Raw genomic sequence first — 20,399 nt, forward strand, 5'->3', positions numbered from 1 at the left:
GGATTTAATCCAGATGGTATGAGTGAGACAAGAGGTTCGCCCGGATCTTGCGGTTTCCCGCACCGAGGAGGTGCCGCCATGCCCGACTCCGGCTGGGACGAGTCCCTGCTGCCCCGGGAGCGCGAAGTGCTCGCCCTGATGGCCGAGGGCTGGTCCAACACCGGCATCGCCGCCCAGCTGTACGTGTCGCTGAGCGCCGTGGAGAAGCACGTCACCGCGGTGTTCGCCAAGCTCGGCCTGCCCGCGTCGGCGGCCGGCAACCGCCGGGTGCTGGCGGTGCTGCACTACCTCGCGGCGACCGGCCGGGCCGCGGAACGGCCGGGCGCGGGGTGGGGGAAACCGCACAGTCGCTGAGCGGGGCTTGCCGCACGCCGTCCGCCGGGCTTGAATCCTGGCCATGCGGTCAAAAATCGATCAGGACGGCCAGAAGAAGGCCTCGTTCATCGAGGAGGCCCGGCGGCGGCAGATCGTGGAGGGCGCCATCTCCACCATCGCCAGCGCCGGGCTGCCCCAGGCGTCGCTGGCCCGGATCGCCCAGGACGTCGGCGTCAGCAGGGGCGTGATCTCCTACCACTTCGCCGGCCGGGACGAGCTGATCCAGCAGGTCGTCAACGCCCTGTTCACCGAGACCAACCGGTTCATCAAGGCCAGGGTGGACCGGGCGCCGGACGCCCCGCACCGGCTGCGCGCCTTCATCGAGGCGAGTTTCGAGTTCATGGCGGCCAACCGCGCCAACTTCGTCGCGCTGGTGGACATCTGGGGCAGCTTCGGATCGCCCGAGGCCAAGCGCCGGTTCAATGCCGACATGTACGACCCGTGCCGCCACCACCTGGAGGGCATCCTGCGGCGCGGCCAGGACAGCGGCGACTTCCGCGACTTCTCGCCGCGCACGCTGGCCGCCACCGTCCAGGGCGCGATCGACGGTGTCATGCTCCAGTGGGTCTTCGACGAGGAGGCCGTCGACCTGGCCGACTGCGCCGCCGAGCTGGTGATGATGTTCGACATGGCCACCCGGCGGCGGGCGTGACGGCCGCGCCGCCGTCCGGCGGGGGAGCGGCCGGGCTGATCGCGGGGGGCCTCGGCGGGTTGCTCCGGGACCGGGCCGCCGCCCACGGTGACCGGGTGCTGTTCCGCTTCGACGGCGTCGAGACCACCGTCGCCCAGGTGGCGGAGCGGACCGACCGGCTGGCGGGCGTGCTGGCCGCGCACGGCGTCCGCCGCGGCGACCGGGTCGCGGTGATGCTGGGCAACGGGATCGGCTTCCCGGTCGCCTGGTTGGCGATCGCCAAGCTGGGCGCGGTGATCGTCCCGCTGAACCCCGGTTATCGCAGCGCCGACCTGGCCCACGTCGTCAAGGACTCCGCGCCGGTGCTGGCCCTGACCGGTTCGGCCGCCGCGGCCGGGGCGCTGCTGGCGCAGGGCCTGGGGGAGGTCGGGCTGCTCGACCCCGCCGACGCCGGGGCCGCCTCCGAACCCGTCCCCGCGGGCGCCTTCGACGCGGGGGCCGAGACGGCCGCCGCGTCGGGTACCCCCGACCTGCCCGACGTCGGCTGGGACGACCTGCTCAACCTCCAGTACACCTCGGGGACCACCGGGTTCCCCAAGGGCTGCATGCTCACCCACCGCTACTGGCTCCACCTGGCCGAGCTCGCGGCCGACGTCGCCGCCGTCACCCCGGACGACGTCGACCTCACCGCCCAGCCGTTCTACTACATGGACCCGCAGTGGAACACGGTGCTGTGCCTGCTGACCGGCATCCCGCTGGTGATCCTGCCGCGCTTCTCCGCCTCCGGCTTCTGGCCGTCGGTGCGCGAGCACGGCGCCACCTTCTTCTACGTCCTCGGCACGATGCCGCTGCTGCTGCTCAAGCAGCCGGCCGACCCCGAACTGGACCGGGCCCACCGCGTCCGGCTCGTCCTGTGCTCGGGCATCGCGCCCGCCCTGCACGCCGCGATCGAGGAGCGCTGGGGCGCGCCCTGGCGGGAGGCGTACGGCAGCACCGAGGCCGGGGTCGTGCTGGCCGTCCGGCCCGAGGACACCGCGTGTGTCGGCACCGGCGCGATGGGACGGCCCGTCCCCGGCAAGGAGGCCAAGATCGTCCGGGAGGACGGGACCGACGCCCCGGACGGCGAGGTCGGCGAGATCGTGGTCCGCGGCCGGCCGATGCTGACCGGCTACTGGAACCGGGACGAGCCGCTGCTGCGCGACGGCTGGTACCCCATGGGCGACCTCGGCCACCGGGACGAGCGCGGCCACTACCACCTGGTCGGGCGGCTCAAGGAGATGATCCGGCGCGGCAGCGAGAACATCGCCGCCGCCGAGGTGGAGGCGGTGCTGACCGGCCACCCGGCCGTGCGCGCCGCCGCCGTGGTGCCGGTGCCCGACGAGCTGCTCGGCGAGGAGGTCAAGGCGTTCGTGCAGGTCGCCGAGCCTGTCGAGGCGCACGAGCTGGTGGCCTACGTCCGGGCGCGGCTGGCCGACTTCAAGACGCCGCGGTTCGTGGAGTTCGTCGAGGCGTTCCCGATGACGCCGTCCGAACGCATCGCCAAGCACCTGCTGCCGACCGGACGGGACGGCGCCTACGACGCCCGGGAGGGAAACCGATGAGCACCGATCTGCGGGTGCGCCGCGCCGGCTCGGCCCTGGTGGTCGCCTTCGACCGGCCCGAGGTGCTCAATGCCTTCCGGCAGCGCACCTACGGCGAGCTGGTCGCCGTCCTGGACGAGGCCGCCCGCGACGACACGGTGGGCGCGCTCGTGCTCACCGGCACCGGCCGCGCCTTCTCGGCCGGGACCGACCTGAAGGAGGCCGGCGCGCAGCTCGCCGCCGGGTCGGACGCCGACCTGGTCGAACGGACCGCCGCGCTCCAGGACCTCACCCGCCGCTTCACCACCCACCCCAAGGTGATCATCTCGGCGGTCAACGGGATCGCGGTCGGTGTCGGCGTGGAGCTGGCCATCGCCAGCGACCTGCGCCTGGCCGGCCACGCCGCCTCGTTCGCCTTCAAGGAGGTGCACCGGGGTCTGTTCCCGAGCAACGGCGTGCTGTACTCGCTGCCCCGCCTGATCGGCCACGGCCGCGCGGTGGACCTGCTGCTGTCCGGCGAGACCGTCGGCGCCGCCGAGGCGTACCGCGCCGGGCTGGTCAGCAGGCTGGTCCCCGACGCCGACCTGCTCGACACGGCGCTGGAGCTGGCCGAACGCGTCGCCGCCGCGGCGCCCACCCCGGTACGCCTGATCAAGCGGGCCATGCGGCAGGTCTGGGAGCTGGACCTGGAACAGGTGCTCGACCTGGAGACCGAAGGGCTGCTGGCCTGCCTGCGCGGCCGGGACGTGCGCGAAGGCGTCCGCTCCTTCGTCGAACGGCGCCCCGCCGTCTACCACGGCGACTGACCGCTGCCACTGACCGCGGCCACTGACCGCGCCGCCCGTACCGCCCCGCGATCAACCAGACCCCGGCCCGTCCATGGGCCGGGGTCCGACCTCCCCTATCCGAGAACAGCAGGGAGCCGAACGCCATGACCGGGCACGACAGCGGGGGATCGCTCCACCGCGGACTCAAACGACGGCACATGACCATGATCGGGCTCGGCGGCGTCATCAGCGCCGGCCTGTTCGTCAGCAGCGGCAAGGTGATCGCCGACACCGGCCCGGCGGCACTGGTCGCCTACGCCCTGGGCGGCCTGATCGTCGTCCTGGTGATGCGGATGCTCGGCGAGATGGCCGCCGCCCGGCCCTCGGCGGGCTCGTTCGCCGACTACGCCCGTACCGCCCTCGGGCCGCGCGCCGGGTTCCTGGTGGGCTGGTGCTACTGGCTGTTCGCGATCGTCGCGGTAGCGTTCGAGGGCGTGGCGGGGGCCAAGCTGCTGCACTCCCTGTCCGGCGCCGTCCCCGTGCTGCCGACGGCCGTCGGGCTGCTGGCGGCGCTCACCGCGGCCAACCTGGTCTCGGTACGGCTGTTCGGCGAGACCGAGTTCTGGCTGGCCTCGGTCAAGGTCGTGGTGATCGTGGCGTTCCTCGCCGCCGGGGCGCTGTACGTCCTGGGCCTGTGGCCGTCCGGCGGCGGCGCCGGCCTCAGCGCGCTGACCGGGCACGGCGGGTTCGCCCCCAAGGGCTGGGGAGCGGTCCTCACCGCGCTCGTCACCGTGCTGTTCTCCTACTTCGGGGCGGAGATCGTCACCATCGCGGCAGCCGAGTCGGCCGAACCGGCCAAGGAGGTCGCGCGGGCCACCCTGCGGGTGGTCTGGCGGGTGCTGATCTTCTACGTCGGCTCGGTGCTGGTCATCCTGGCGGTCGTGCCGTGGGACCGCGTCCCGGCCAACGGCGCGGACAGCCCGTTCGCCGCCGCCATCGCCGAGCTCGGCGTCCCCGGCGCGGCGACCCTGATGACCTGGGTGATCCTGGTCGCGGTCGTGTCGGTGATGAACGCCGCGCTGTACGCCGCCTCACGCGTCCTGTGCGCGATGGCCGCCCGCGGCGACGCCCCGGCCGCGGCGGCGCGGGTGCGGGCGTCCGGGGTGCCCGCGCCCGCGCTGCTCGGCGGCGGCGCGCTCGCGCTGGCCCTGATGGCCGGCGCGTTCGCGGTCGGCGACGACGCCTTCGACCTGCTGATCAACACCGCCGGGCTGCTGGTGCTGCTGCTCTACGTCTTCGTGGCGCTCAGCCAGCTCCGGCTGCGCCGCCGCATGGAGGCCGAGTCGCCCGAGCTGCTCCGGCTGCGCATGTGGGGTTTCCCCTGGCTGAGCCGCGTGGTGGTGGCGCTGCTGGTCCTGGCGTTCGCCGCCGTGGCCGCGTCCGCCGAGGCGCTTCCCGTGGTCGGAGCGGTCGCCGTGGCCGTCGGCGGCACGCTGCTCGCCTACGAGATCAGGTTCCGCCGCAAGCAGCCCGCCGACGCGGTCGCCTGAGCGGTGGGCACGTGGCCGGTCGGCGGCTGTCGTTTCCCTTCCGGGCCGGTCTCAGGGCTTCTCGCTCGTACTGCGGTCGAAGAGTGCGACCGGTTCGTCCGCGCAGAGGCCGGGGTCGAGCCCGGCGGCGAGGAGCGGGACGACGCTGTCGATCGACGCCGGCGCGCTGCCCGTCCGTGAACAGGTGGGCCGGCCGGTTCAGTGACTCGGTGTGGTGCCGTGCCCGGACGCCTGTGACCGCTGTTGAGCAGGATCTGCTGGAGCGCCCGCACCTGCGACGAGTGGGCGGCGATGAACGCCACGTTCGCCCGGATGGCCTTGGCGAGCAGTTCGCGGGCGCCGGTCGCGGCCTCCACGGCGGGACGCATTCGAAGGCGGTGGCCTGGTAGCCGCGCTCGCCTCCGGCAATATAGAAGTTGCGAATTTTCGCAATTCGTTTAACACTTATCTCGTCAAGGCAGGCGTGAAGGCGAGGGACAGTGTGAGCGAGGCGTTCGCTGCGGCCATCCGGCGCCGGGTGGATGAGGCGGCCGGTGCGCTGCGCGCGGCCGAGGAGGACGGCGACGCCGACGCCGCGCTGGCCGCCGCCGGCGGACTGGACGAGGTGCTGCGGATGGCCCGCGCGCACGGCGTGCACACCGGCCGGAGCCCCGGCCCGGCCCGCGAGGCCCCGACGGGAAGGGAATCGCCCTGATGTCCGTCCCCCTGTACGAGGCCAAGGCCGAGCTGTTCCGGCTGCTCGGACATCCGGTGCGGATCCGCGTGCTGGAGCTGCTCCAGGACGGCCCGATGCCGGTGCGCGACCTGCTGGCCGAGATCGAGGTGGAACCGACCGGCCTGTCGCAACATCTGGCCGTGCTGCGCCGCTCGGAGCTGGTCACCGCCCGCCGCGACGGATCGACCGTCGTGTACGCGCTGTCCGGCGGCGACGTGGCGGAGCTGCTGCGCGCCGCCCGCCACCTGCTGCAGGCCAAGCTCTCCGGCCGGCACGCATTGCTGAACGAGCTGCTCGAGTCGGAGGCCGGCGAACGGTGACCTCAGTGCTCCGGACGGGCTGGGCCCGTCTGCGCCCCCTCCTGCCCGGCCGGGCCGATCTGGCCGCGTTCGGCCGTCATCCGCGCCGCGACCTGCTGGCCGGGCTGACGGTGGCCATCGTGGCGCTGCCGCTCGCGCTCGGCTTCGGCATCTCCAGCGGGCTGGGCGCGCAGGCGGGGCTGGCCACCGCGGTGGTGGCCGGCGCGCTGGCCGCCGTCTTCGGCGGCTCGGCCCTGCAGGTGTCCGGGCCGACCGGGGCGATGACGGTGGTGCTCGTCCCGATCATGCACGCGCACGGCGCCACCGGCGTGCTGACGGTGGGGGTGCTGGCCGGGCTGCTGCTGCTCGGCCTGGCCCTGGCCCGGGCGGGCCGGTTCATGATGCTGGTGCCCGCGCCGGTGGTGGAGGGGTTCACCCTGGGCATCGCCTGTGTGATCGGCATGCAGCAGGTGCCCGCCGCGCTCGGCGTGCCCACGCCTGAGGGCGACAAGGTGCTGGCCGTGGCCTGGCAGGCGGTACGCGACTTCGCCGTCCGTCCCGACTGGGCCGCCCTCGCCATGACCGCGGCGGTCGCGGCGCTGATCCTGGTCGGCGGACGCCGGCGGCCCGCCGTGCCGTTCTCGCTGCTGGCCGTCGCCGCCGCCACGCTCGTCGCGGAGCTGGCGAGGCTGCCGGTGACGCGCATCGACGCCCTGCCCGCGGGGCTGCCCGCCCCGTCCCTGGAGTTCCTGGACGTCGCCGCGCTCAGCTCCCTCGTCGCCCCCGCGTTTGCCGTGGCCGCGCTGGCGGCGCTGGAATCGTTGTTGTCGGCCGCCGTCGCCGACGGCATGAGCGTCAACCATCGGCACGACCCCGACCGCGAACTGTTCGGCCAGGGCATCGCCAACCTGGTCGCCCCGCTGTTCGGCGGCGTCCCGGCCACCGGCGCGATCGCCCGCACCGCCGTCAACGTGCGCGCGGGCGCGGCCTCCCGGCTGGCCGCGCTCGCGCACGCCGCGATCCTCGGCGTCATCGTGTTCACCGCCGCCGACCTGGTCGCCCGCATCCCGCTGGCGGCCCTGGCGGGGGTGCTGCTGGCCACCGCGGCGCGGATGGTCGAGGTCGGCTCGGTGACGTCGATGCTGCGCTCCACCCGGGCCGACGCCGTCGTCCTGGCCTCGACCGCGGTCGCGACCCTCGTCCTCGACCTGGTCACCGCCGTCATCCTCGGCCTGGTCGTGGCCGGGGCGCTCGCGCTGCGCGCCATCGCGAGGAACGTACGCCTGGACACCGTGCCCCTGCAGCCCGACCTGCCCGGCGACCACGGCGCCGAGGAGCACGAGCTGCTGGCCGAGCACATCGTCGCCTACCGGCTGGACGGGCCGCTGTTCTTCGCCGCGGCGCACCGCTTCCTGCTGGAGCTGTCGGAGGTCGCCGACGTCTCGGTGGTGATCCTGCGCATGTCCCGCATCACCACGATCGACGCCAGCGGCGCCCTGGTGCTCGGCGACGCCATCGCCCGCCTGGAACGACGCGGCATCACCGTGTACGTCTCCGGCATCCGGGACGGCCACCACCGGCCGCTGCGCGCCCTGGGCGCGATCGCCCGCCTGGACGAGGCCGGTCAGGTGTTCGCCTCGACGCCGGAGGCCATCGCGGCGGCCCGCCACCATCTCCACCGCACCGGCGTCCTGCCCGCCCCCATCGCCTGACCACCGACCGAAGGCGGGCGGGCCGGTGTGGTGCCGCGATCAGTAGCAGTACCAGGAGAAGGCGTTGTGCTCGTCGTGGAAGGCGGCGTGGGACAGGGCCGCGCCGTGCTGCCAGCGGCACGCGTCGTGCATGTTGATGCCGTGCATGGTGCCGTCCACGCCGACGCAGCGCCAGCTCCAGACCGACTTCGGATTCTGGGCCACCGAGTTGAGGTGGCCCAGGCTCTGGCAGTACGCGTGCAGGCGGTCCAGGCCCGGCTGGCCGGTCGCGGGGGCCGCCTGGGCGGGCGACGCGGTCGTGGCGAGGGCGGCCGGGCCGAGCCCGGCGGCGAGTGCGGTGGCGGCGAGGGCCGCCATGACCTTACTGGTCCCGGGGCGCGGTGCGCTGGATGCGTTCACGGGTCTCTCCTTCGCTGCGGGCGGCCCGGTCGGCCGCCTCGCACCCCACGCAACCGGCCGGGCCGGGGTGTCCAACAGCAGGTCGGACGGACCCGGACGGACTCGTCTGGCATCCGCCCGGTCCCGCCCGCCCGGCCTCATTCGGGAGTCTGGTCCAGCAGGCCCTGGGCCAGCCGGCGGACGGCAGTGCGCAGCTCCGGCGGAGACAGGATCGTGAACGGGAAGCCGAGCCCGGCGAGCATGGCGGCCATGCCGTCCAGGGACTCGGCGCGCATCCGCAGCAGGACACCGTCCGGGGTCTCGGTGAGCGTGGCCACCGACGGCGGGACGCGACGGGCCGCCTCGGCGAGGGGCACGCGCAGCACGACCTCGACGAGGTGCGCGTACGGCACCCGGGCCAGCGACGCGGTGACCTGCCGCACCGGGTCGGACTCCGCGGGGATCTCGTAGGAGGCCGTCCCGGGGACGACCGAGGAGATCCGGTCGAGGCGGAAGGTGCGCAGCTCGCCGGACAGGTGGTCGAGGCCGGTCACGTACCAGCGGCCTGAGTGGAAGACCAGGCCGTGGCCGTCCAGTTCGCGTTCGGTGGTGGAGCCCTTCCAGGAGCGGTAGCCCAGCGTGACCCGGCGGCGGTCGCGGATCGCGGCGGCCAGGGTCAGCACGGCCCGGCCGGCGGGGGTCCGCGCGGCGCGGGCGGCGAGGGTGAAGTCGAGGGTCTCCTCCAGCGCGCCGGCCTGCTGCCGCAGCGTGGCCGGCAGCACCCGCCGGATCTTGGCCAGGGCGGCCTCGGTGGCCTCGGCGGCCAGGCCCAGGCGGCGTCCGGCGAGCAGGCCGAGGACCACGGCGGTGGCCTCGTCGTCGGTGAGCATCAGCGGCGGCAGCTTGTAGCCGGGCATCAGCCGGTAGCCGCCGTACCGGCCGCGCTCGGCGGCGACCGGGATGCCCAGGTCGGCGAGCCGGGCGGCGTAACGGCGGACGGTCCGTTCGTCCACGCCGAGCCGCTGGGCGAGGTCGCGGCCGCCCAGCCCGTGGTGGGCCTGGAGCAGTTCGAGCATCGCCAGCATCCGGGTCGCCGGATATGACACAGGTCACCCTCTTAATCCGGGCGGTTTCTGTCCGCTTTCGGCCTTAGCGTAGCGACATCGGTTCACTTGGAAGGACGACGAGATGGCGAACTACGTGCTGGTGCCCGGATTCTGGCTCGGCGCCTGGGCCTGGGACGAGGTGGCGGACGAACTGCGCGCCGCCGGGCACCAGGTGCGGGCGGTCACCCTGACGGGGGTGGCGGAGCGGGCCGCCGAGCTGTCGCCGGAGGTCGGCGTGGAGACACATGTCGCCGACATCCTGGCGGCGATGGACGGATGGGACGAGGTCGTCCTGGTCGGGCACAGCGGGGCGAGCGTCCCGGTGACCGCGGTCGCCGACCGGCATCCCGAGCGGCTCAGCCGGGTCGTCTACGTGGACGCCGGGCCGCTGCCGTCCGGGGCGGCGGTGATCGACTTCAACGACGAGGACACCCAGAAGGCCTGGCGCGCCCAGGTCGGGGACGGCCACGCGCTCGACGTGCCCGCCTACGAGCAGGGGCAGGGCAGGTTCGCGGGCCTGACCGAGGAACGCTGGGAGCAGATCCGCGCGAGGGCGACGCCCCAGCCGTGGGGCGCGGCCGTGCAGCCGGCGCAGCGGCCGGAGCGGATCCCGGCGACGCCGAAGACCATGGTCGCCTCGACCACGCCGGTGGCGGTGATCCGCGAGCTGATCGCCTCGGGGAACCCGGTGTTCGCCGCGCTCGGCGCGCCCGAGTGGACGTTCGCCGAGCTGCCGACCGGCCACTGGCCGATGTTCTCGCGGCCGGCCGAGCTCGCCGCGCTGCTCTGACGTCCGCGCGGGCGTTTCCGCCGGAAGGGGTGGGGTCAGCGCGGGTTCCCGCGGACGGGGGCCTGCTCGGGCGGGCGCGGCGTGCCGTCCAGGTAGGCGAGCACGGCGCGGACGCGGCGGTGGCCGGAGTCGTCCGGCGCCAGGCCGAGCTTGGCGAAGACGTTGCCGATGTGCTTGTGGACGGCGTTGTCGGAGATGCGCATGCGCTCGGCGATGGTGGCGTTGTCGTGCCCCTGCGCCATGAGGGCCAGGGACTCCCGCTCGCGGGCGGTGAGCGCGGCGAGGGGGTCGTCGGCGCGGCGCGCGAAGAGCTGGGCGACCACTTCCGGGTCCATCGCGGTGCCGCCGGCCGCGACCCGCCGCAGGGCGTCGACGAACTCGGCCACCCGGCCGATGCGGTCCTTGAGCAGGTAGCCGATGCCGCCGCGGCCGTCGGCGAGCAGCTCGCCGGCGTACTCGCGCTCGACGTACTGCGAGAGCACCAGGATCGGCAGCGCGCCGTGCTCGCGGCGGGCCCGCAGCGCGGCGTGGATGCCCTCGTCGCGGAAAGACGGCGGCAGCCGCACGTCGACGATGGCGATGTCGGGGCGGTGCTCGGCGACGGCGCGCAGGAACGCCTCGCCGTCGCCGACGACCGCGACGACCTCGCAGCCCTTGGCCGCCAGCAGCAGCTTCAGCCCGCTGGCCAGCAGGACGTTGTCCTCGGCGATCACGACCCGCACGGGACCTCCTTCGACGATCCCGATGCGCACGGCATCCGGACGGCGAGCGTGGTGGGGCCGCCCGGCGGGCTGTCGAGGCGCAGCGTGCCGTCGAGGGCGGTGACCCGCCGGCGCATCCCGGGGATCCCGGTGCCGCGCGCCTCGTCGGCGCCGCCCCTGCCGTCGTCGGTGACCTCGATGGACAGCACGTCGCCGGCGCGCTCGATCCGCAGGGACGCCCGCGTGGCGGCGGCGTGCTTGGTCACGTTCGTCAGCGCCTCGGCGATCACGTAGTAGGCCACCGTCTCCACGGACGGCGGCAGCGCGCCCAGGCCGGCGAGCTCGATGTGGACCGGCACGCTCGACCGGGCGGCCAGCGCCGTCAGCGCGCCGTCGAGCCCGCGGTCGGCCAGGATCGGCGGGTAGATCGTCTGGAGCACCGCGCGCAACTCGGCCATCGCCTCCTCCGTCGTCTCGTGCGCCTCCTGGAGCAGCAGGGCGACCGTGTCCGGGTCGTCGGCGAGCGACTCGCGGGCCAGGCCCAGATGCATGGCGATGGTCACCAGGCGGGCCTGCGTCCCGTCGTGCAGGTCGCGTTCGATGCGCTGGAGCTCCGCGCCGTGGGCGTCGACCACGCCGACCCGGCTCCTGGTCAGCACGTCGACCCGCTCGGTGAGCCGCTCGCGGGCCGACGGCGCGAGCAGCGCCAGGCACAGCCGCGCGTGCAGCCGCGCCAGCGCGGGCAGCCCCCACCAGGCCGCCGCGCCGAGGACGGCGATCTGCGCCGCCCCTCCGGCCAGCGCGGTCACCCAGTCGTCCACGGGGACGTCGAAGAACGAGAACAGCGTGGGACGCGTGTCCGCCGGGAACGCCTGCCACAGAACCATCGCCACCGCGGCGACCACGATGTTGCCCAGGCACAGCAGGGCGGCCAGCCCGAGCGGGAACCCGGTGGCGACGTGCGCGAGCGCCCAGGCGAGATCCCGCCGCCCGCCCGGCACCCCGCCGGCCGGGACGCCGAGCAGCCGGCCGGCCCGCCGGCGGTGCCAGCCCGCCCAGCCCCGCCCCGCGGCCGGCGCGAGCAGCACCGGGAGCACGAGCGCCGTGGCCACGGCGGTGGCCAGCGTGCCCAGCAGATAGACCGAGCCGGAGAACGACCGGGAGAGCGAGCCGGACGACAACAGGGAGGCCGAGCCGGAGAACAACCGGGAGATCGGGCCGGGGAAGGCACGGTCACGCATGCGCACCTCCTCCTGACCTGCGTACCGGGGCACCAGTATCCCGGCACCGTCCGCGGCCGGACACTACAGCGGGCTGTACCAAGGGCCTGCGGCCGGCTGTATCGTGCCGGGCGTCCGGCCGGAATAGCGTCCCCGGCCATGAAACCGACACGTGTGCGGCCGCTCGGCCGTCTGGTCCCGGCCCTCGCCCTGATCGCCCTGTCCGTCGCCGTCGCGCCCCCGGCCGGGGCCGACGCCGGCGCGTCCGTGGCGACCGGCCGGAAACCTCCGGCGCTCGACTGGAAACGCTGCTCCCTGGGCCCGGACGACGCCGTCGGCGGGCAGCTCGACCGGGCGGGCGGGCGCTGCGCGGAGCTCGCCGTCCCGCTCGACCACTCCAGGCCGGGCGGCCGCACCATCAAGCTCGCGCTGTCCCGCATCCCGGCGACCGACCGCGCCCATCGCATCGGCACCCTGGTGCTCAACAGCGGCGGCCCCGGCGAGAGCACGCTCGGCATGCCCCTGCGGACGCGCGCGGCCATGAAGGACGTCGCCGCCCGGTACGACATCATCGGCCTGGACCCGCGTTTCGTCGGGCGCAGCACGCCGCTCGACTGCGGCTGGCCCATCGGCCTGTGGCTGCGCTCGGCCGGCTCGACCCGCGCCCGGTTCGACCACCAGGTGGCGGTGCAGCGCGACCTGGCCGAACGCTGCGCCCGGCGGCACGCCGACGTGCTCCCGTACGCCAACACCCGCGACACGGCCCGCGACATCGACCTCGTGCGCCGCGCGCTGGGGGAGCGCCGGATCTCCTTCCTCGGCTACTCCTACGGCAGTTACCTGGGCGCGGTCTACACCCAGATGTTCCCCGGCCGTACCGACCGGATGGTCCTGGACAGCGCGGGCAACCCGGACAAGTGGGGCCCCCGGGCGATGCAGGGCAGTGAGGACGAGGCGGACCGCGCGCTGCGCGCCTGGGCAGCCTGGGCCGCCGGACGCCACGCCGCCTACGGGCTCGGCGCCACCCCCGCCCGCGTGCTCGCCACCGTGGACACGATCGTCGCCGCCGCGGAGGAACGCCCGCTGCGCGTCGGCACGTACGAGGTGGACGACCAGGCGGTTCCGTACCTGCTCTCCGTCGGCTCCGCCAGTGACCGTCCCGAGGCCCGAGCCGAGTTCGCCGCCACCGTCCGGACCCTGAACGAGGCCGCGCACGGCCGCCCGGCCGAACCCGGCGCCGAGTTCGCCGGATTCCTCGCTTTCGTCCTGACCAGCGCCGGTTCGCCGTTCGCGAGTCCGGCCGCCGCGATCACCTGCGGCGACCGGGCCGCGCCGGGCGACCCCGACGTCTACTGGGACGACGTCCAGCGCAGCCGGGCGCGCCACCCGCTCTTCGGCCCGGTCAAGAACAACATCTGGCCCTGCGCCTTCTGGCCGGACCCGCCGCGCGAGCGGCTCACGCACGTCGCCAACCCCACCCCCGCGCTGATCGTGTCGGCCACCGGCGACACCGCCACCACCTACGAGGGCAGCAAGGCCATGCACCGGGCGCTGACCGGCTCCCGCCTGCTCACCCTGCGCGGCGCCATCGCCCACGGGATCTACGGCGAGTACGGCAACGCCTGCGTGGACGCCAAGGTCAACGCCTACCTGGCCACCGGCGCACTCCCCGCCGCCGACCAGACCTGCCGCCCCTGACCGTCCCGGCCCGCCCACGGGCGGGCAGGCCGGGATCGGCGCCCGCGCTAGCGGCCTCTCACCCGTACCTCCGCCAGGGCGAGCGGGTCGGTGCCGGAGGAGAGCTGGATGCGCACGTGCCGGCCGGTGGTGCCGGCGGGCAGCTTGACCGTGCTGGGCCGGCCGGCCTGTTCCTGCACGTGCACGGCGGTCACACCCGGGGAAGTGCGGGCCGCCTCCAGGCCGTCGGCGGTGATCGGCTGCTCGGAGGACATCACCCAGTAGTCCCGCAACCGGTCGGCGCAGCAGTCGGTGCGGTTCCAGATCTCCACGCTGTCCAGGGCGGCCGAGGCCCCCAGATCGACCTGCCACCAGGCTTCCCTGGCCGGTTCCTGGGTGTGGGTGACCGAGCCGTTCCAGAAGCCGCCGTCGGTGTTGCCGTCCACGGCCCGTCCGGCCGGGGCGTCGTAGCCGGTGCTCTGCTGGGTGGCCGGTTTGCCCTCGGCCAGGTTCGGCAGGACCACCGAGACGGGGATCCGGTACGGCGCGCGCAGCCGTCCGGACCTGAGCGTCGCCTGGATCCCCAGCGCGGCGGGCTCGGCCCCGGGCGGCACGGTCACGGTGACGGGCACCTCGACGGCGGCCCCGGCGGCCAGGTGGCCGATCCGGGTGCTCGCCGGGGTCACCGTCCAGCCGGCGGGCGCGGTGAGGGTCAGCGAGGCCGCGCGCAGCGGCGTGGAGCCGGGGTTGGTGACGGTCACCTTGCCGGTGAGGCTCTCACCGGCCTGCACGTGCTCGGGCAGGTCCGTGCCGAAGCGCGGCAGGGCCGACACGCCGGGCGTCTCGATCTTGAACGAGTAGGCGTACTGCCCGGTCTCGGCGGGCGTGGTGACGACCACCCGGCCCTGCTCGTCGCGCTGCCACGGCAGCGGGCCGGCGTCGGAGCCGAGCAGCGTGATCCGCGTCCCGGGGCCCACCGGCACGTCCGCGCCCAGCGTGAGCCGCTCGCCCGGCCACTTCAGCGCGGTCGCGTAGAGGACGCCGTCCTTGGCGGTGTACCGGACGTCGTCCGGGCCGCCCTTCTCCTCGGCGCGCGTCCAGTACGTGGTGCCGTACATGGCCTCGCCGTTGACCTTCAGCCAGGAGCCCATGTCCAGCAGCCGTTCCCGCTGCACGTCAGGGATGGTGCCGTCGGCCTTCGGGCCCACGTCCAGCAGCAGGTTGCCGTTCTTGCTGACGATGTCCACGAAGGAGTCCACGAGCTGGTCGGAGGTCAGGTAGTCCTCGATGGGCTCGTTCTGGTTGTAGCCGTAGGAGTGCGCGATGCCGCGGCTGGCCTCCCACTTGACGGGGTCGATGTCCGGCTTGACGGAGTACTCGGGCGTCTGGAAGTCCAGCTCGTGGCTCTCCAGCGCGCCGCTCTCGATCTTGCACCGGTTGGCGACCGCCACCTCCTTGCCCTTCTTGGCCGCCTGGTTGTAGTAGTCGGCGATCACCCCCGCGGTCTGCCACTGGGCGGCCGAGCGGTCCCACTGGCCGTCGCACCACAGGATGTCGGGGTCGTAGCCGTCGATCAGCTCGCGCATCTGCGGGAGCATGTAGTCCTTGACGTAGTCGCCGCTCTGCGGAGCCCCGGTGTAGGGCACCGGCTGACCGGTGTACGGGTTGGTCGCCGGGCGGCCGGTGAACAGCGGGTTGTACCACTCCATGAGCGAGTAGTAGAAGCCCGCGCGCAGCTTCCCGTCGGCGCGGGCCGCGGTGAACAGCTCCTTGGCCAGGTCACGCTTCGGACCCAGCGCCATGGTGTCGCGCTCGCTCACCTTGCTGTCCCACAGGGCGACGCCCTCGTGGTGCTTGGAGGTGAGGACGAAGTACTTGGCCCCGGCGTCGTTGAAGAGCTTGACCCAGTCGGCGGCGTCGAACTTCTCGGCCTTCCACTGCTCGGCGAAGCGGTCGTAGGCGAAGTCCGGCCCGTAGGTGTCCCGGTGGTAGCTGTTGGTCGCGTTACCGGGGGAGTTCATGTAGTACCAGTACCACTCGGCGTAACTGCCGCGCGGGCCCCAGGCCGGGACGGAGTACGCCCCCCAATGGAGGAAGATGCCGAACTTGTCGTTGTTGAACCACTTAGGGGTCGGGTGACTGTTCAGGGATTCGACGGTCGGCTCGTAGGGGCCGTCCGTCGCGGCCTGAGCGGGAGCGGGAAGACATCCGATGACACTGAGCAGGGAGACGGCAAGAAGGCGACGTAAGCGAGCCATGTCCACTCCAAGGCGGGGGAGAGATTGGACGAAAGGTAGCCCGATCTCTGTTCCGTCGGCAAGGGTTGTGCGACGATTCATCCGATGTCTGTTCCGGAAGGGCGGGAAGGCGCTACGCCTGGGCCCCACCCGCCGCCGCGCTCCAGCGCCACGGCGGGACGTCGGTGCTGGACAGGGTCTGCCCGCCGGAGGCCGCCGCGTAGAGCTGCTCCAGGACGGTGTTGGCGGCGAGCCCGGCCGCGCCGGTGATCGATCCGCGTTCCTTCAGCGCCGAGGTGACGATCGGCGGCGCCGGGCGTACCGTGCACAGGGCCTCGACGTGCCGGCGGAGCGGCTCCAGGAAGGTGTCGCCGGCGCGCGCGTTGCCGCCGCCGACCACCACGATCTCGGGGTCGATCGCGAGCACGAGCGCGGCGATGCCGATCGCGATCTCCCCGCTGAACCGGTCGACCGCCTGTACGGCCGCCGCCTCGCCGTCGGCCGCGGCGGCGAACACCTCCTCGCGGTTGAGCCGCCGCCCGTCGGCGAGCCGCACGTCGTGCAGGAACTCCTGGGCGTGCTCCCAGCCGACGTGCGGCAGCGCGCCGATCTCGCCGGCCGCGCCGTTCGCGCCGCGGACAACCATGCCGTTCAGCACGAGCCCCGCCCCCGTGCGGTTGCCCGAGTGCACGTAGATCATCGACGTCGCGTCGGTGGCGCTGCCCTTCCACGCCTCGGCGAACGCGGCGAGGTTCGAGTCGTTCTCCACCGCGATCGGGCACTCGAAGTGCGGTTCCAGCGCCGCGCGCACGCTGAAGCCGGCCCAGCCGTGCGCGCCCTTGGTGATGACGTCCTGGTAGACCACGGCGGGCACGGCCACGCCGATCGCCCACGCCTCGGCCCGCCCGCGGCCCTGCTCGGCCAGCAGCCGGTCGACGACCTGCACGGCGGCGGCGACGAGGTCGCCGGGGGCCTCGGAGACGGACGAGGCGACCGACCCGGCGGTCAGCACCTCGCCGTTCAGGTCGGCGATCTCGGCCCTGGTGGTGTGCTGGCCGATGTCGATGCCGACCACCACCGCCGCCTCGGCGCGGAAGCGGTAGCGGCTGGCCGGCCGCCCGGCGCCGGTCGGGGCCAGCGGCTCCACCGGGGCGGCCCAGCCGAGCGTGACGAGGTTGGCGACGACGGAGTCCGCGGCGGTCTTCGAGAGCCCCGTGGCCTGGGCGACCATCTGGATGGTGAGCGGCTCCCGCCGGATCGCCTCGATCACGGCCAGGGAGTTCAGGCGCCGCAGCCGCGACTGGTCTCCGGCGCGGCGCAGCGGGCCCTGCTCACGTCCGATCAGCACACTCATCCACAACCCTCTCGATTCCCGTGGCGCCGGATGACGCACGAAGTACGGTCAAGGCTCTTCCATTAATACAGAAACTGTCTTTATTATTGCGCAGCGCAGCCCCGTCTCGCGTCGCACGGCACTCCGTAGACGCCTGCCCCCAGAAGGGAACAGCAATGCGCAACGGCATCCGTGTCACGGCCGTCGTCGGCGCGCTCCTCGTCCTGAGCGCGTGCGGCACGAAGCTCCAAGGCGGCGAGTCCTCCGCCGCCCCGTCCGGTTCGGCCGCGAAACCCCTGGTCTACTGGGGGAAGTGGGCCAAGGGCACCCCGCAGGCCACGCTCTTCGAGAGCGTCATCGCCGACTACGCCAAGCAGACCGGCGTCAAGGTCGACGTGCAGTGGCTCGGCAAGGCCCAGGAAGAGCAGATCAAGAACGCGATCGCGACCGGCGAGGGGCCCGACTTCTTCGACACGGCGATCGACCACACCGCCGAGTTCCGCGCCGCCGGCGCGCTCGGCGACATGTCGGACGTCTTCCGGACCAGGATCCCCGGCGAGAACGCCACGATCGAGGAGGTCCTGCCCAAGAGCGTGCTGAAGGCGATCAGCGACGACAAGGGGTACGGGTTCGTGCCCCACAGCGTCTTCTCCGTGGGCCTGTGGTACGACGCCGCCCGCCACCCGGACTTCGCCACCACGCCGCCCAGGACCTTCGCGGACTTCCTCGCCCTCGCGGGCAAGGAGAAGGCCGCGGGACGCCGGCCGATCGCCCTCGACGGCACGGTCAACTCCTACAACGCGTTCTGGCTCTACCAGCTGCTGCTCTCGACGGCGGGCCCCGGCACGCTGCGTCAGCTCGCCGAGGACCCCGCCGCCTGGGACCGTCCCGACGTGAAGCGGGCCGTGACGGAGCTCGAATCGCTGGTCAAGGCCGGGCTCTTCCAGCCCGACCACATGGCCACGAAGTTCCCCGACGCGCAGAACGCCTGGGCGGCCGGCGACCACACCTTCAACCTCAACGGCACCTGGCTCGGCAGCGAGACGGCCTCGCTGCGCGCCCCGGCGGTCAAGGCGCGGATCATCGCGTTGCCGCCGGTCGACGCCTCGAAAGGCGCGGCGGTCACGATCGGCGCGCTCGGCTGGGGCGTGAACCCGAAGTCGGCGAACCGGCGGGCGGTCTCCGACTTCCTGGCGTTCGCGATGCAGAAGAAGTACATCGACCGGATCGCGACCGACGCCGACAACATCCCCTCGCGCTCCGACTCCCCGGCCCCCGAGGAGCTCACCTCGATCCAGGAGTCGATCCGCACCGCGACGGCGGTCAGCCTCGACTTCGACGGCGTCGCCACGGTGGCGCCCAAGTGGTTCAACGACGTCTTCCTCCCGCTCGACGACAAGCTCGTCGGCGGGTCGATCGACGCCGGGAAGTTCCTGGCCGAGGGCAAGGCGCAGACCGCCGAGCTGGGCGACTGATGGTCGCGGACACCGTGGCGCGGCCCGCGGCACGGCGGGGGCGGGTGCGGGCCGCCGGTGGCGCCCTGCACGTCGAGCGCCGCCGGCTGTACCTGCCGTTGCTGCTGCCGGCACTGGTCGCCTACCTGATCTTCTTCGTCGTGCCGTCGATCTTCGGTGTCGTGCTCAGTTTCGCCGAATGGTCGGGGCTGGGCACCGAGTTCTCCTGGGCCGGCCTCGCCAATTACGCCGAACTCCTGTCGAGCCGGATGTTCCTGTCGTCGTTCCTGAACACCGTCCTGCTGACGCTGGTCGTCGGGGTGGCGCTCTTCCTGATCGCGGTCGCCGCGATGGTCGCGCTGCGCACCGCCCGCGCCGGCGCCTTCATCCGGTCGGCCGTCTTCCTGCCGTTCATGATCTCACCGATCGCCGTCGGTCTCGCGGTCTCGTTCCTGTTCAACCCGAACGGCATGGTCAACAGCGTCCTCGGGCTGGCCGGGCTGGACGCGCTGCGCCAGCCGTGGCTCGGACCCGAGCTCATCTTCCGGGTGATCACGGCCGGGGTCGTGTGGAGCGCCGCCGGCTTCTACGTCGTCCTGGTGATGTCCGCGGTGGACGGGATCCCCCCGAGCCTGTACGAGGTGGCCCGCATCGAGGGCGCCGGCCTGATCCAGCAGTTCAGGTACGTCACCCTGCCACTGACCCGCGACATGATCGCGACCGCCGCGGCCCTCTGGGCGATCGCCGGCATCAAGACGTTCGAGATCGTCATCGCCTTCGTCGGCACGGCCGGCACCCCGCCGCCGGAGGCCGGGACCCTGGCCGTCGAGCAGTACCTGCGGGTCACGGGCGGACGCGTCGGCGGCCTGGCCCAGCTCGGTGAGGCGGCCGCCATCGGGGTGGTCATGACGGTCGTCACCGTCGGGCTGATCGTGCTGTCCCGCCGCATCCAGCGGCGCGACCGGCTGGAGTGGTCATGACCGGCCCCGCGGGCCGACGCCCGGCCGACGCCTTCGGCTCCGCGGCGATCCTCCTGGTCAGGGCCGGATTCTGGCTCTGGGTGCTGCTCAACCTGGCCATGGTCCTGTGGGTCATGCTGAACTCGGTCAAGACCTCGCGGTCGATCTTCGCCGACCCCGTGGGGCTGCCCGGCACCTGGATGTGGGAGAACTTCGCCACCGCCTGGTCGACCTCGGGGCTCGGGGCCGCCACGCTCAACTCGGTGGTCCTGGTGGCCGTCTCGGTCGCGTTCATCATGGGGCTCGGCATCCCGGCCGCGTACGCGGTGGCCCGGCTGGGCGGGCGGTCGAGCGGGCCGGTCGCGACGTTCTTCGCCGTCGGCATGAGCATCCCGTTCCAGGCGTTCGCCGTTCCGATGGTGCTGATCAGCGCCGGCCTGTCGCGGTTCATGATCGACTGGATCACGGGGGCCTGGGATCCGCGCATCACCGTGGCGCTCTTCTACGTCGTGCTGAGCCTGCCGTTCAGCGTCTTCGTGCTCATCGGCTACTTCCGGTCGCTGCCCGGCGAACTGGAGGAGGCCGCGGCCCTGGACGGCGCTACGCCGTTCAGGACGTTCTGGCAGATCATGGTCCCGCTCGCCAGGCCCGGCATCACGACCGTGGCCGTGCTGAACGTGCTCAGCCTGTGGAACGAGACCGTGATCGTGCTGATGCTGGTGCCCGACCAGCGCATGCAGACGCTGAACGTCGCGCTGCTCAACTTCTACTCCAACATGCAATACACCTCGAACTGGGGCGGGCTCTTCGCCGGCGTCGTCATCGTCGTGCTCCCCATGATCGCGATCTACCTCTGGTTCGGCCGCCGCATCGTCAACGGCATGACGCAAGGCATCGGCAAATGACCGGCAATCA

The 20,399-nt window shown here is 73.2% G+C and carries 19 protein-coding genes; 13 read left to right on the plus strand and 6 right to left on the minus strand.

What is annotated here, in order from left to right:
* The first annotated feature begins 78 nt into the window (after positions 1–78).
* From ACNF49_RS15130 to ACNF49_RS15165, 8 genes are all read left to right on the plus strand, one after another.
* Positions 79–354 (plus strand): response regulator transcription factor, encoded by a 276-nt coding sequence (locus tag ACNF49_RS15130; protein ID WP_482944095.1) that lies wholly within the window; start codon positions 79–81, stop codon positions 352–354.
* 43 nt (positions 355–397) lie between these two features.
* Positions 398–1,027 carry a TetR/AcrR family transcriptional regulator gene (locus ACNF49_RS15135; protein ID WP_357972505.1) on the plus strand — a complete coding sequence of 210 codons (630 nt, stop codon included), beginning with the start codon at positions 398–400 and terminating at the stop codon, positions 1,025–1,027.
* Positions 1,024–2,607, plus strand: a complete 1,584-nt coding sequence (locus ACNF49_RS15140; RefSeq protein WP_482944096.1) for an AMP-binding protein — start codon at positions 1,024–1,026, stop codon at positions 2,605–2,607. Before ACNF49_RS15135 ends, ACNF49_RS15140 begins: the two co-directional genes overlap by 4 nt.
* Positions 2,604–3,392 (plus strand): enoyl-CoA hydratase/isomerase family protein, encoded by a 789-nt coding sequence (locus ACNF49_RS15145; RefSeq protein WP_357972495.1) that lies wholly within the window; start codon positions 2,604–2,606, stop codon positions 3,390–3,392. The genes ACNF49_RS15140 and ACNF49_RS15145 overlap by 4 nt, the downstream gene beginning before the upstream one ends.
* Positions 3,393–3,571: 179 nt before the next feature.
* Complete coding sequence (locus ACNF49_RS15150) at positions 3,572–4,903, plus strand: amino acid permease (RefSeq protein WP_482944097.1); 1,332 nt, start codon at positions 3,572–3,574, stop codon at positions 4,901–4,903.
* Positions 4,904–5,384: 481 nt separating this feature from the next.
* On the plus strand, positions 5,385–5,597 hold the full coding sequence (locus tag ACNF49_RS15155; RefSeq protein WP_482944098.1) for a hypothetical protein: 213 nt from the start codon (positions 5,385–5,387) through the stop codon (positions 5,595–5,597).
* Positions 5,597–5,938, plus strand: a complete 342-nt coding sequence (locus ACNF49_RS15160) for an ArsR/SmtB family transcription factor (protein WP_352327141.1) — start codon at positions 5,597–5,599, stop codon at positions 5,936–5,938. Before ACNF49_RS15155 ends, ACNF49_RS15160 begins: the two co-directional genes overlap by 1 nt.
* Complete coding sequence (locus ACNF49_RS15165; RefSeq protein ID WP_482944099.1) at positions 5,935–7,629, plus strand: SulP family inorganic anion transporter; 1,695 nt, start codon at positions 5,935–5,937, stop codon at positions 7,627–7,629. Before ACNF49_RS15160 ends, ACNF49_RS15165 begins: the two co-directional genes overlap by 4 nt.
* Before the next feature lie 39 nt (positions 7,630–7,668).
* On the opposite strand, the gene ACNF49_RS15170 is transcribed toward ACNF49_RS15165, so the two are convergent.
* Together ACNF49_RS15170 and ACNF49_RS15175 are read right to left on the minus strand one after the other, a co-directional pair.
* Entirely contained in the window at positions 7,669–8,028 is a 360-nt protein-coding gene (locus ACNF49_RS15170) for a hypothetical protein (protein ID WP_482944100.1), read from the minus strand.
* Between the two features lie 137 nt (positions 8,029–8,165).
* On the minus strand, positions 8,166–9,113 hold the full coding sequence (locus ACNF49_RS15175) for a helix-turn-helix transcriptional regulator (protein ID WP_357972481.1): 948 nt from the start codon (positions 9,111–9,113) through the stop codon (positions 8,166–8,168).
* Positions 9,114–9,195: 82 nt separating this feature from the next.
* Between ACNF49_RS15175 and ACNF49_RS15180 the strand changes: the two genes are divergently transcribed.
* On the plus strand, positions 9,196–9,903 hold the full coding sequence (locus ACNF49_RS15180; RefSeq protein WP_482944101.1) for an alpha/beta fold hydrolase: 708 nt from the start codon (positions 9,196–9,198) through the stop codon (positions 9,901–9,903).
* A gap of 35 nt (positions 9,904–9,938) precedes the next feature.
* Here the strand turns inward: ACNF49_RS15180 and ACNF49_RS15185 are convergent, their stop codons facing one another.
* Positions 9,939–10,625, minus strand: coding sequence for a response regulator transcription factor (locus tag ACNF49_RS15185; protein ID WP_357972475.1), 687 nt, complete (start codon positions 10,623–10,625; stop codon positions 9,939–9,941).
* Positions 10,613–11,845, minus strand: coding sequence for a sensor histidine kinase (locus ACNF49_RS15190; RefSeq protein ID WP_482944102.1), 1,233 nt, complete (start codon positions 11,843–11,845; stop codon positions 10,613–10,615). Before ACNF49_RS15190 ends, ACNF49_RS15185 begins: the two co-directional genes overlap by 13 nt.
* A gap of 138 nt (positions 11,846–11,983) precedes the next feature.
* Between ACNF49_RS15190 and ACNF49_RS15195 the strand changes: the two genes are divergently transcribed.
* The gene (locus tag ACNF49_RS15195; protein WP_482944103.1) at positions 11,984–13,522 is read left to right on the plus strand and encodes an alpha/beta hydrolase; all 1,539 of its coding nucleotides are present in this window, start codon (positions 11,984–11,986) and stop codon (positions 13,520–13,522) included.
* A 47-nt stretch (positions 13,523–13,569) separates the two neighbouring features.
* Here the strand turns inward: ACNF49_RS15195 and ACNF49_RS15200 are convergent, their stop codons facing one another.
* Both ACNF49_RS15200 and ACNF49_RS15205 read right to left on the minus strand, forming a co-directional pair.
* On the minus strand, positions 13,570–15,759 hold the full coding sequence (locus ACNF49_RS15200; RefSeq protein WP_498702473.1) for an alpha-L-fucosidase: 2,190 nt from the start codon (positions 15,757–15,759) through the stop codon (positions 13,570–13,572).
* Between the two features lie 112 nt (positions 15,760–15,871).
* Complete coding sequence (locus ACNF49_RS15205) at positions 15,872–17,092, minus strand: ROK family protein (protein WP_482944105.1); 1,221 nt, start codon at positions 17,090–17,092, stop codon at positions 15,872–15,874.
* 155 nt (positions 17,093–17,247) lie between these two features.
* Here ACNF49_RS15205 and ACNF49_RS15210 point away from each other — a divergent pair, with 155 nt between their 5' ends.
* From ACNF49_RS15210 to ACNF49_RS15220, 3 genes are read left to right on the plus strand one after another with little or no spacing between them, the layout of a single operon-like run.
* Positions 17,248–18,546 (plus strand): ABC transporter substrate-binding protein, encoded by a 1,299-nt coding sequence (locus ACNF49_RS15210; RefSeq protein WP_357972460.1) that lies wholly within the window; start codon positions 17,248–17,250, stop codon positions 18,544–18,546.
* Positions 18,546–19,505 carry a carbohydrate ABC transporter permease gene (locus ACNF49_RS15215; protein WP_482944106.1) on the plus strand — a complete coding sequence of 320 codons (960 nt, stop codon included), beginning with the start codon at positions 18,546–18,548 and terminating at the stop codon, positions 19,503–19,505. The genes ACNF49_RS15210 and ACNF49_RS15215 overlap by 1 nt, the downstream gene beginning before the upstream one ends.
* On the plus strand, positions 19,502–20,389 hold the full coding sequence (locus ACNF49_RS15220; protein WP_482944107.1) for a carbohydrate ABC transporter permease: 888 nt from the start codon (positions 19,502–19,504) through the stop codon (positions 20,387–20,389). Before ACNF49_RS15215 ends, ACNF49_RS15220 begins: the two co-directional genes overlap by 4 nt.
* Positions 20,390–20,399: the final 10 nt, after the last annotated feature.

The sequence above is a fragment of the Actinomadura sp. ATCC 39365 genome (assembly GCF_054392275.1).

Coding starts and splice junctions, on each gene's coding strand:
- ACNF49_RS15130 (WP_482944095.1), top strand. CDS start 79: ATGCCCGACTCCGGCTGGGACGAGTCCCTGCTGCCCCGGGAGCGCGAA.
- ACNF49_RS15135 (WP_357972505.1), top strand. CDS start 398: ATGCGGTCAAAAATCGATCAGGACGGCCAGAAGAAGGCCTCGTTCATC.
- ACNF49_RS15145 (WP_357972495.1), top strand. CDS start 2,604: ATGAGCACCGATCTGCGGGTGCGCCGCGCCGGCTCGGCCCTGGTGGTC.
- ACNF49_RS15150 (WP_482944097.1), top strand. CDS start 3,572: ATGACCATGATCGGGCTCGGCGGCGTCATCAGCGCCGGCCTGTTCGTC.
- ACNF49_RS15160 (WP_352327141.1), top strand. CDS start 5,597: ATGTCCGTCCCCCTGTACGAGGCCAAGGCCGAGCTGTTCCGGCTGCTC.
- ACNF49_RS15180 (WP_482944101.1), top strand. CDS start 9,196: ATGGCGAACTACGTGCTGGTGCCCGGATTCTGGCTCGGCGCCTGGGCC.
- ACNF49_RS15190 (WP_482944102.1), bottom strand. CDS start 11,845: ATGCGTGACCGTGCCTTCCCCGGCCCGATCTCCCGGTTGTTCTCCGGC.
- ACNF49_RS15195 (WP_482944103.1), top strand. CDS start 11,984: ATGAAACCGACACGTGTGCGGCCGCTCGGCCGTCTGGTCCCGGCCCTC.
- ACNF49_RS15200 (WP_498702473.1), bottom strand. CDS start 15,759: ATGGCTCGCTTACGTCGCCTTCTTGCCGTCTCCCTGCTCAGTGTCATC.
- ACNF49_RS15205 (WP_482944105.1), bottom strand. CDS start 17,092: ATGAGTGTGCTGATCGGACGTGAGCAGGGCCCGCTGCGCCGCGCCGGA.
- ACNF49_RS15210 (WP_357972460.1), top strand. CDS start 17,248: ATGCGCAACGGCATCCGTGTCACGGCCGTCGTCGGCGCGCTCCTCGTC.
- ACNF49_RS15215 (WP_482944106.1), top strand. CDS start 18,546: ATGGTCGCGGACACCGTGGCGCGGCCCGCGGCACGGCGGGGGCGGGTG.
- ACNF49_RS15220 (WP_482944107.1), top strand. CDS start 19,502: ATGACCGGCCCCGCGGGCCGACGCCCGGCCGACGCCTTCGGCTCCGCG.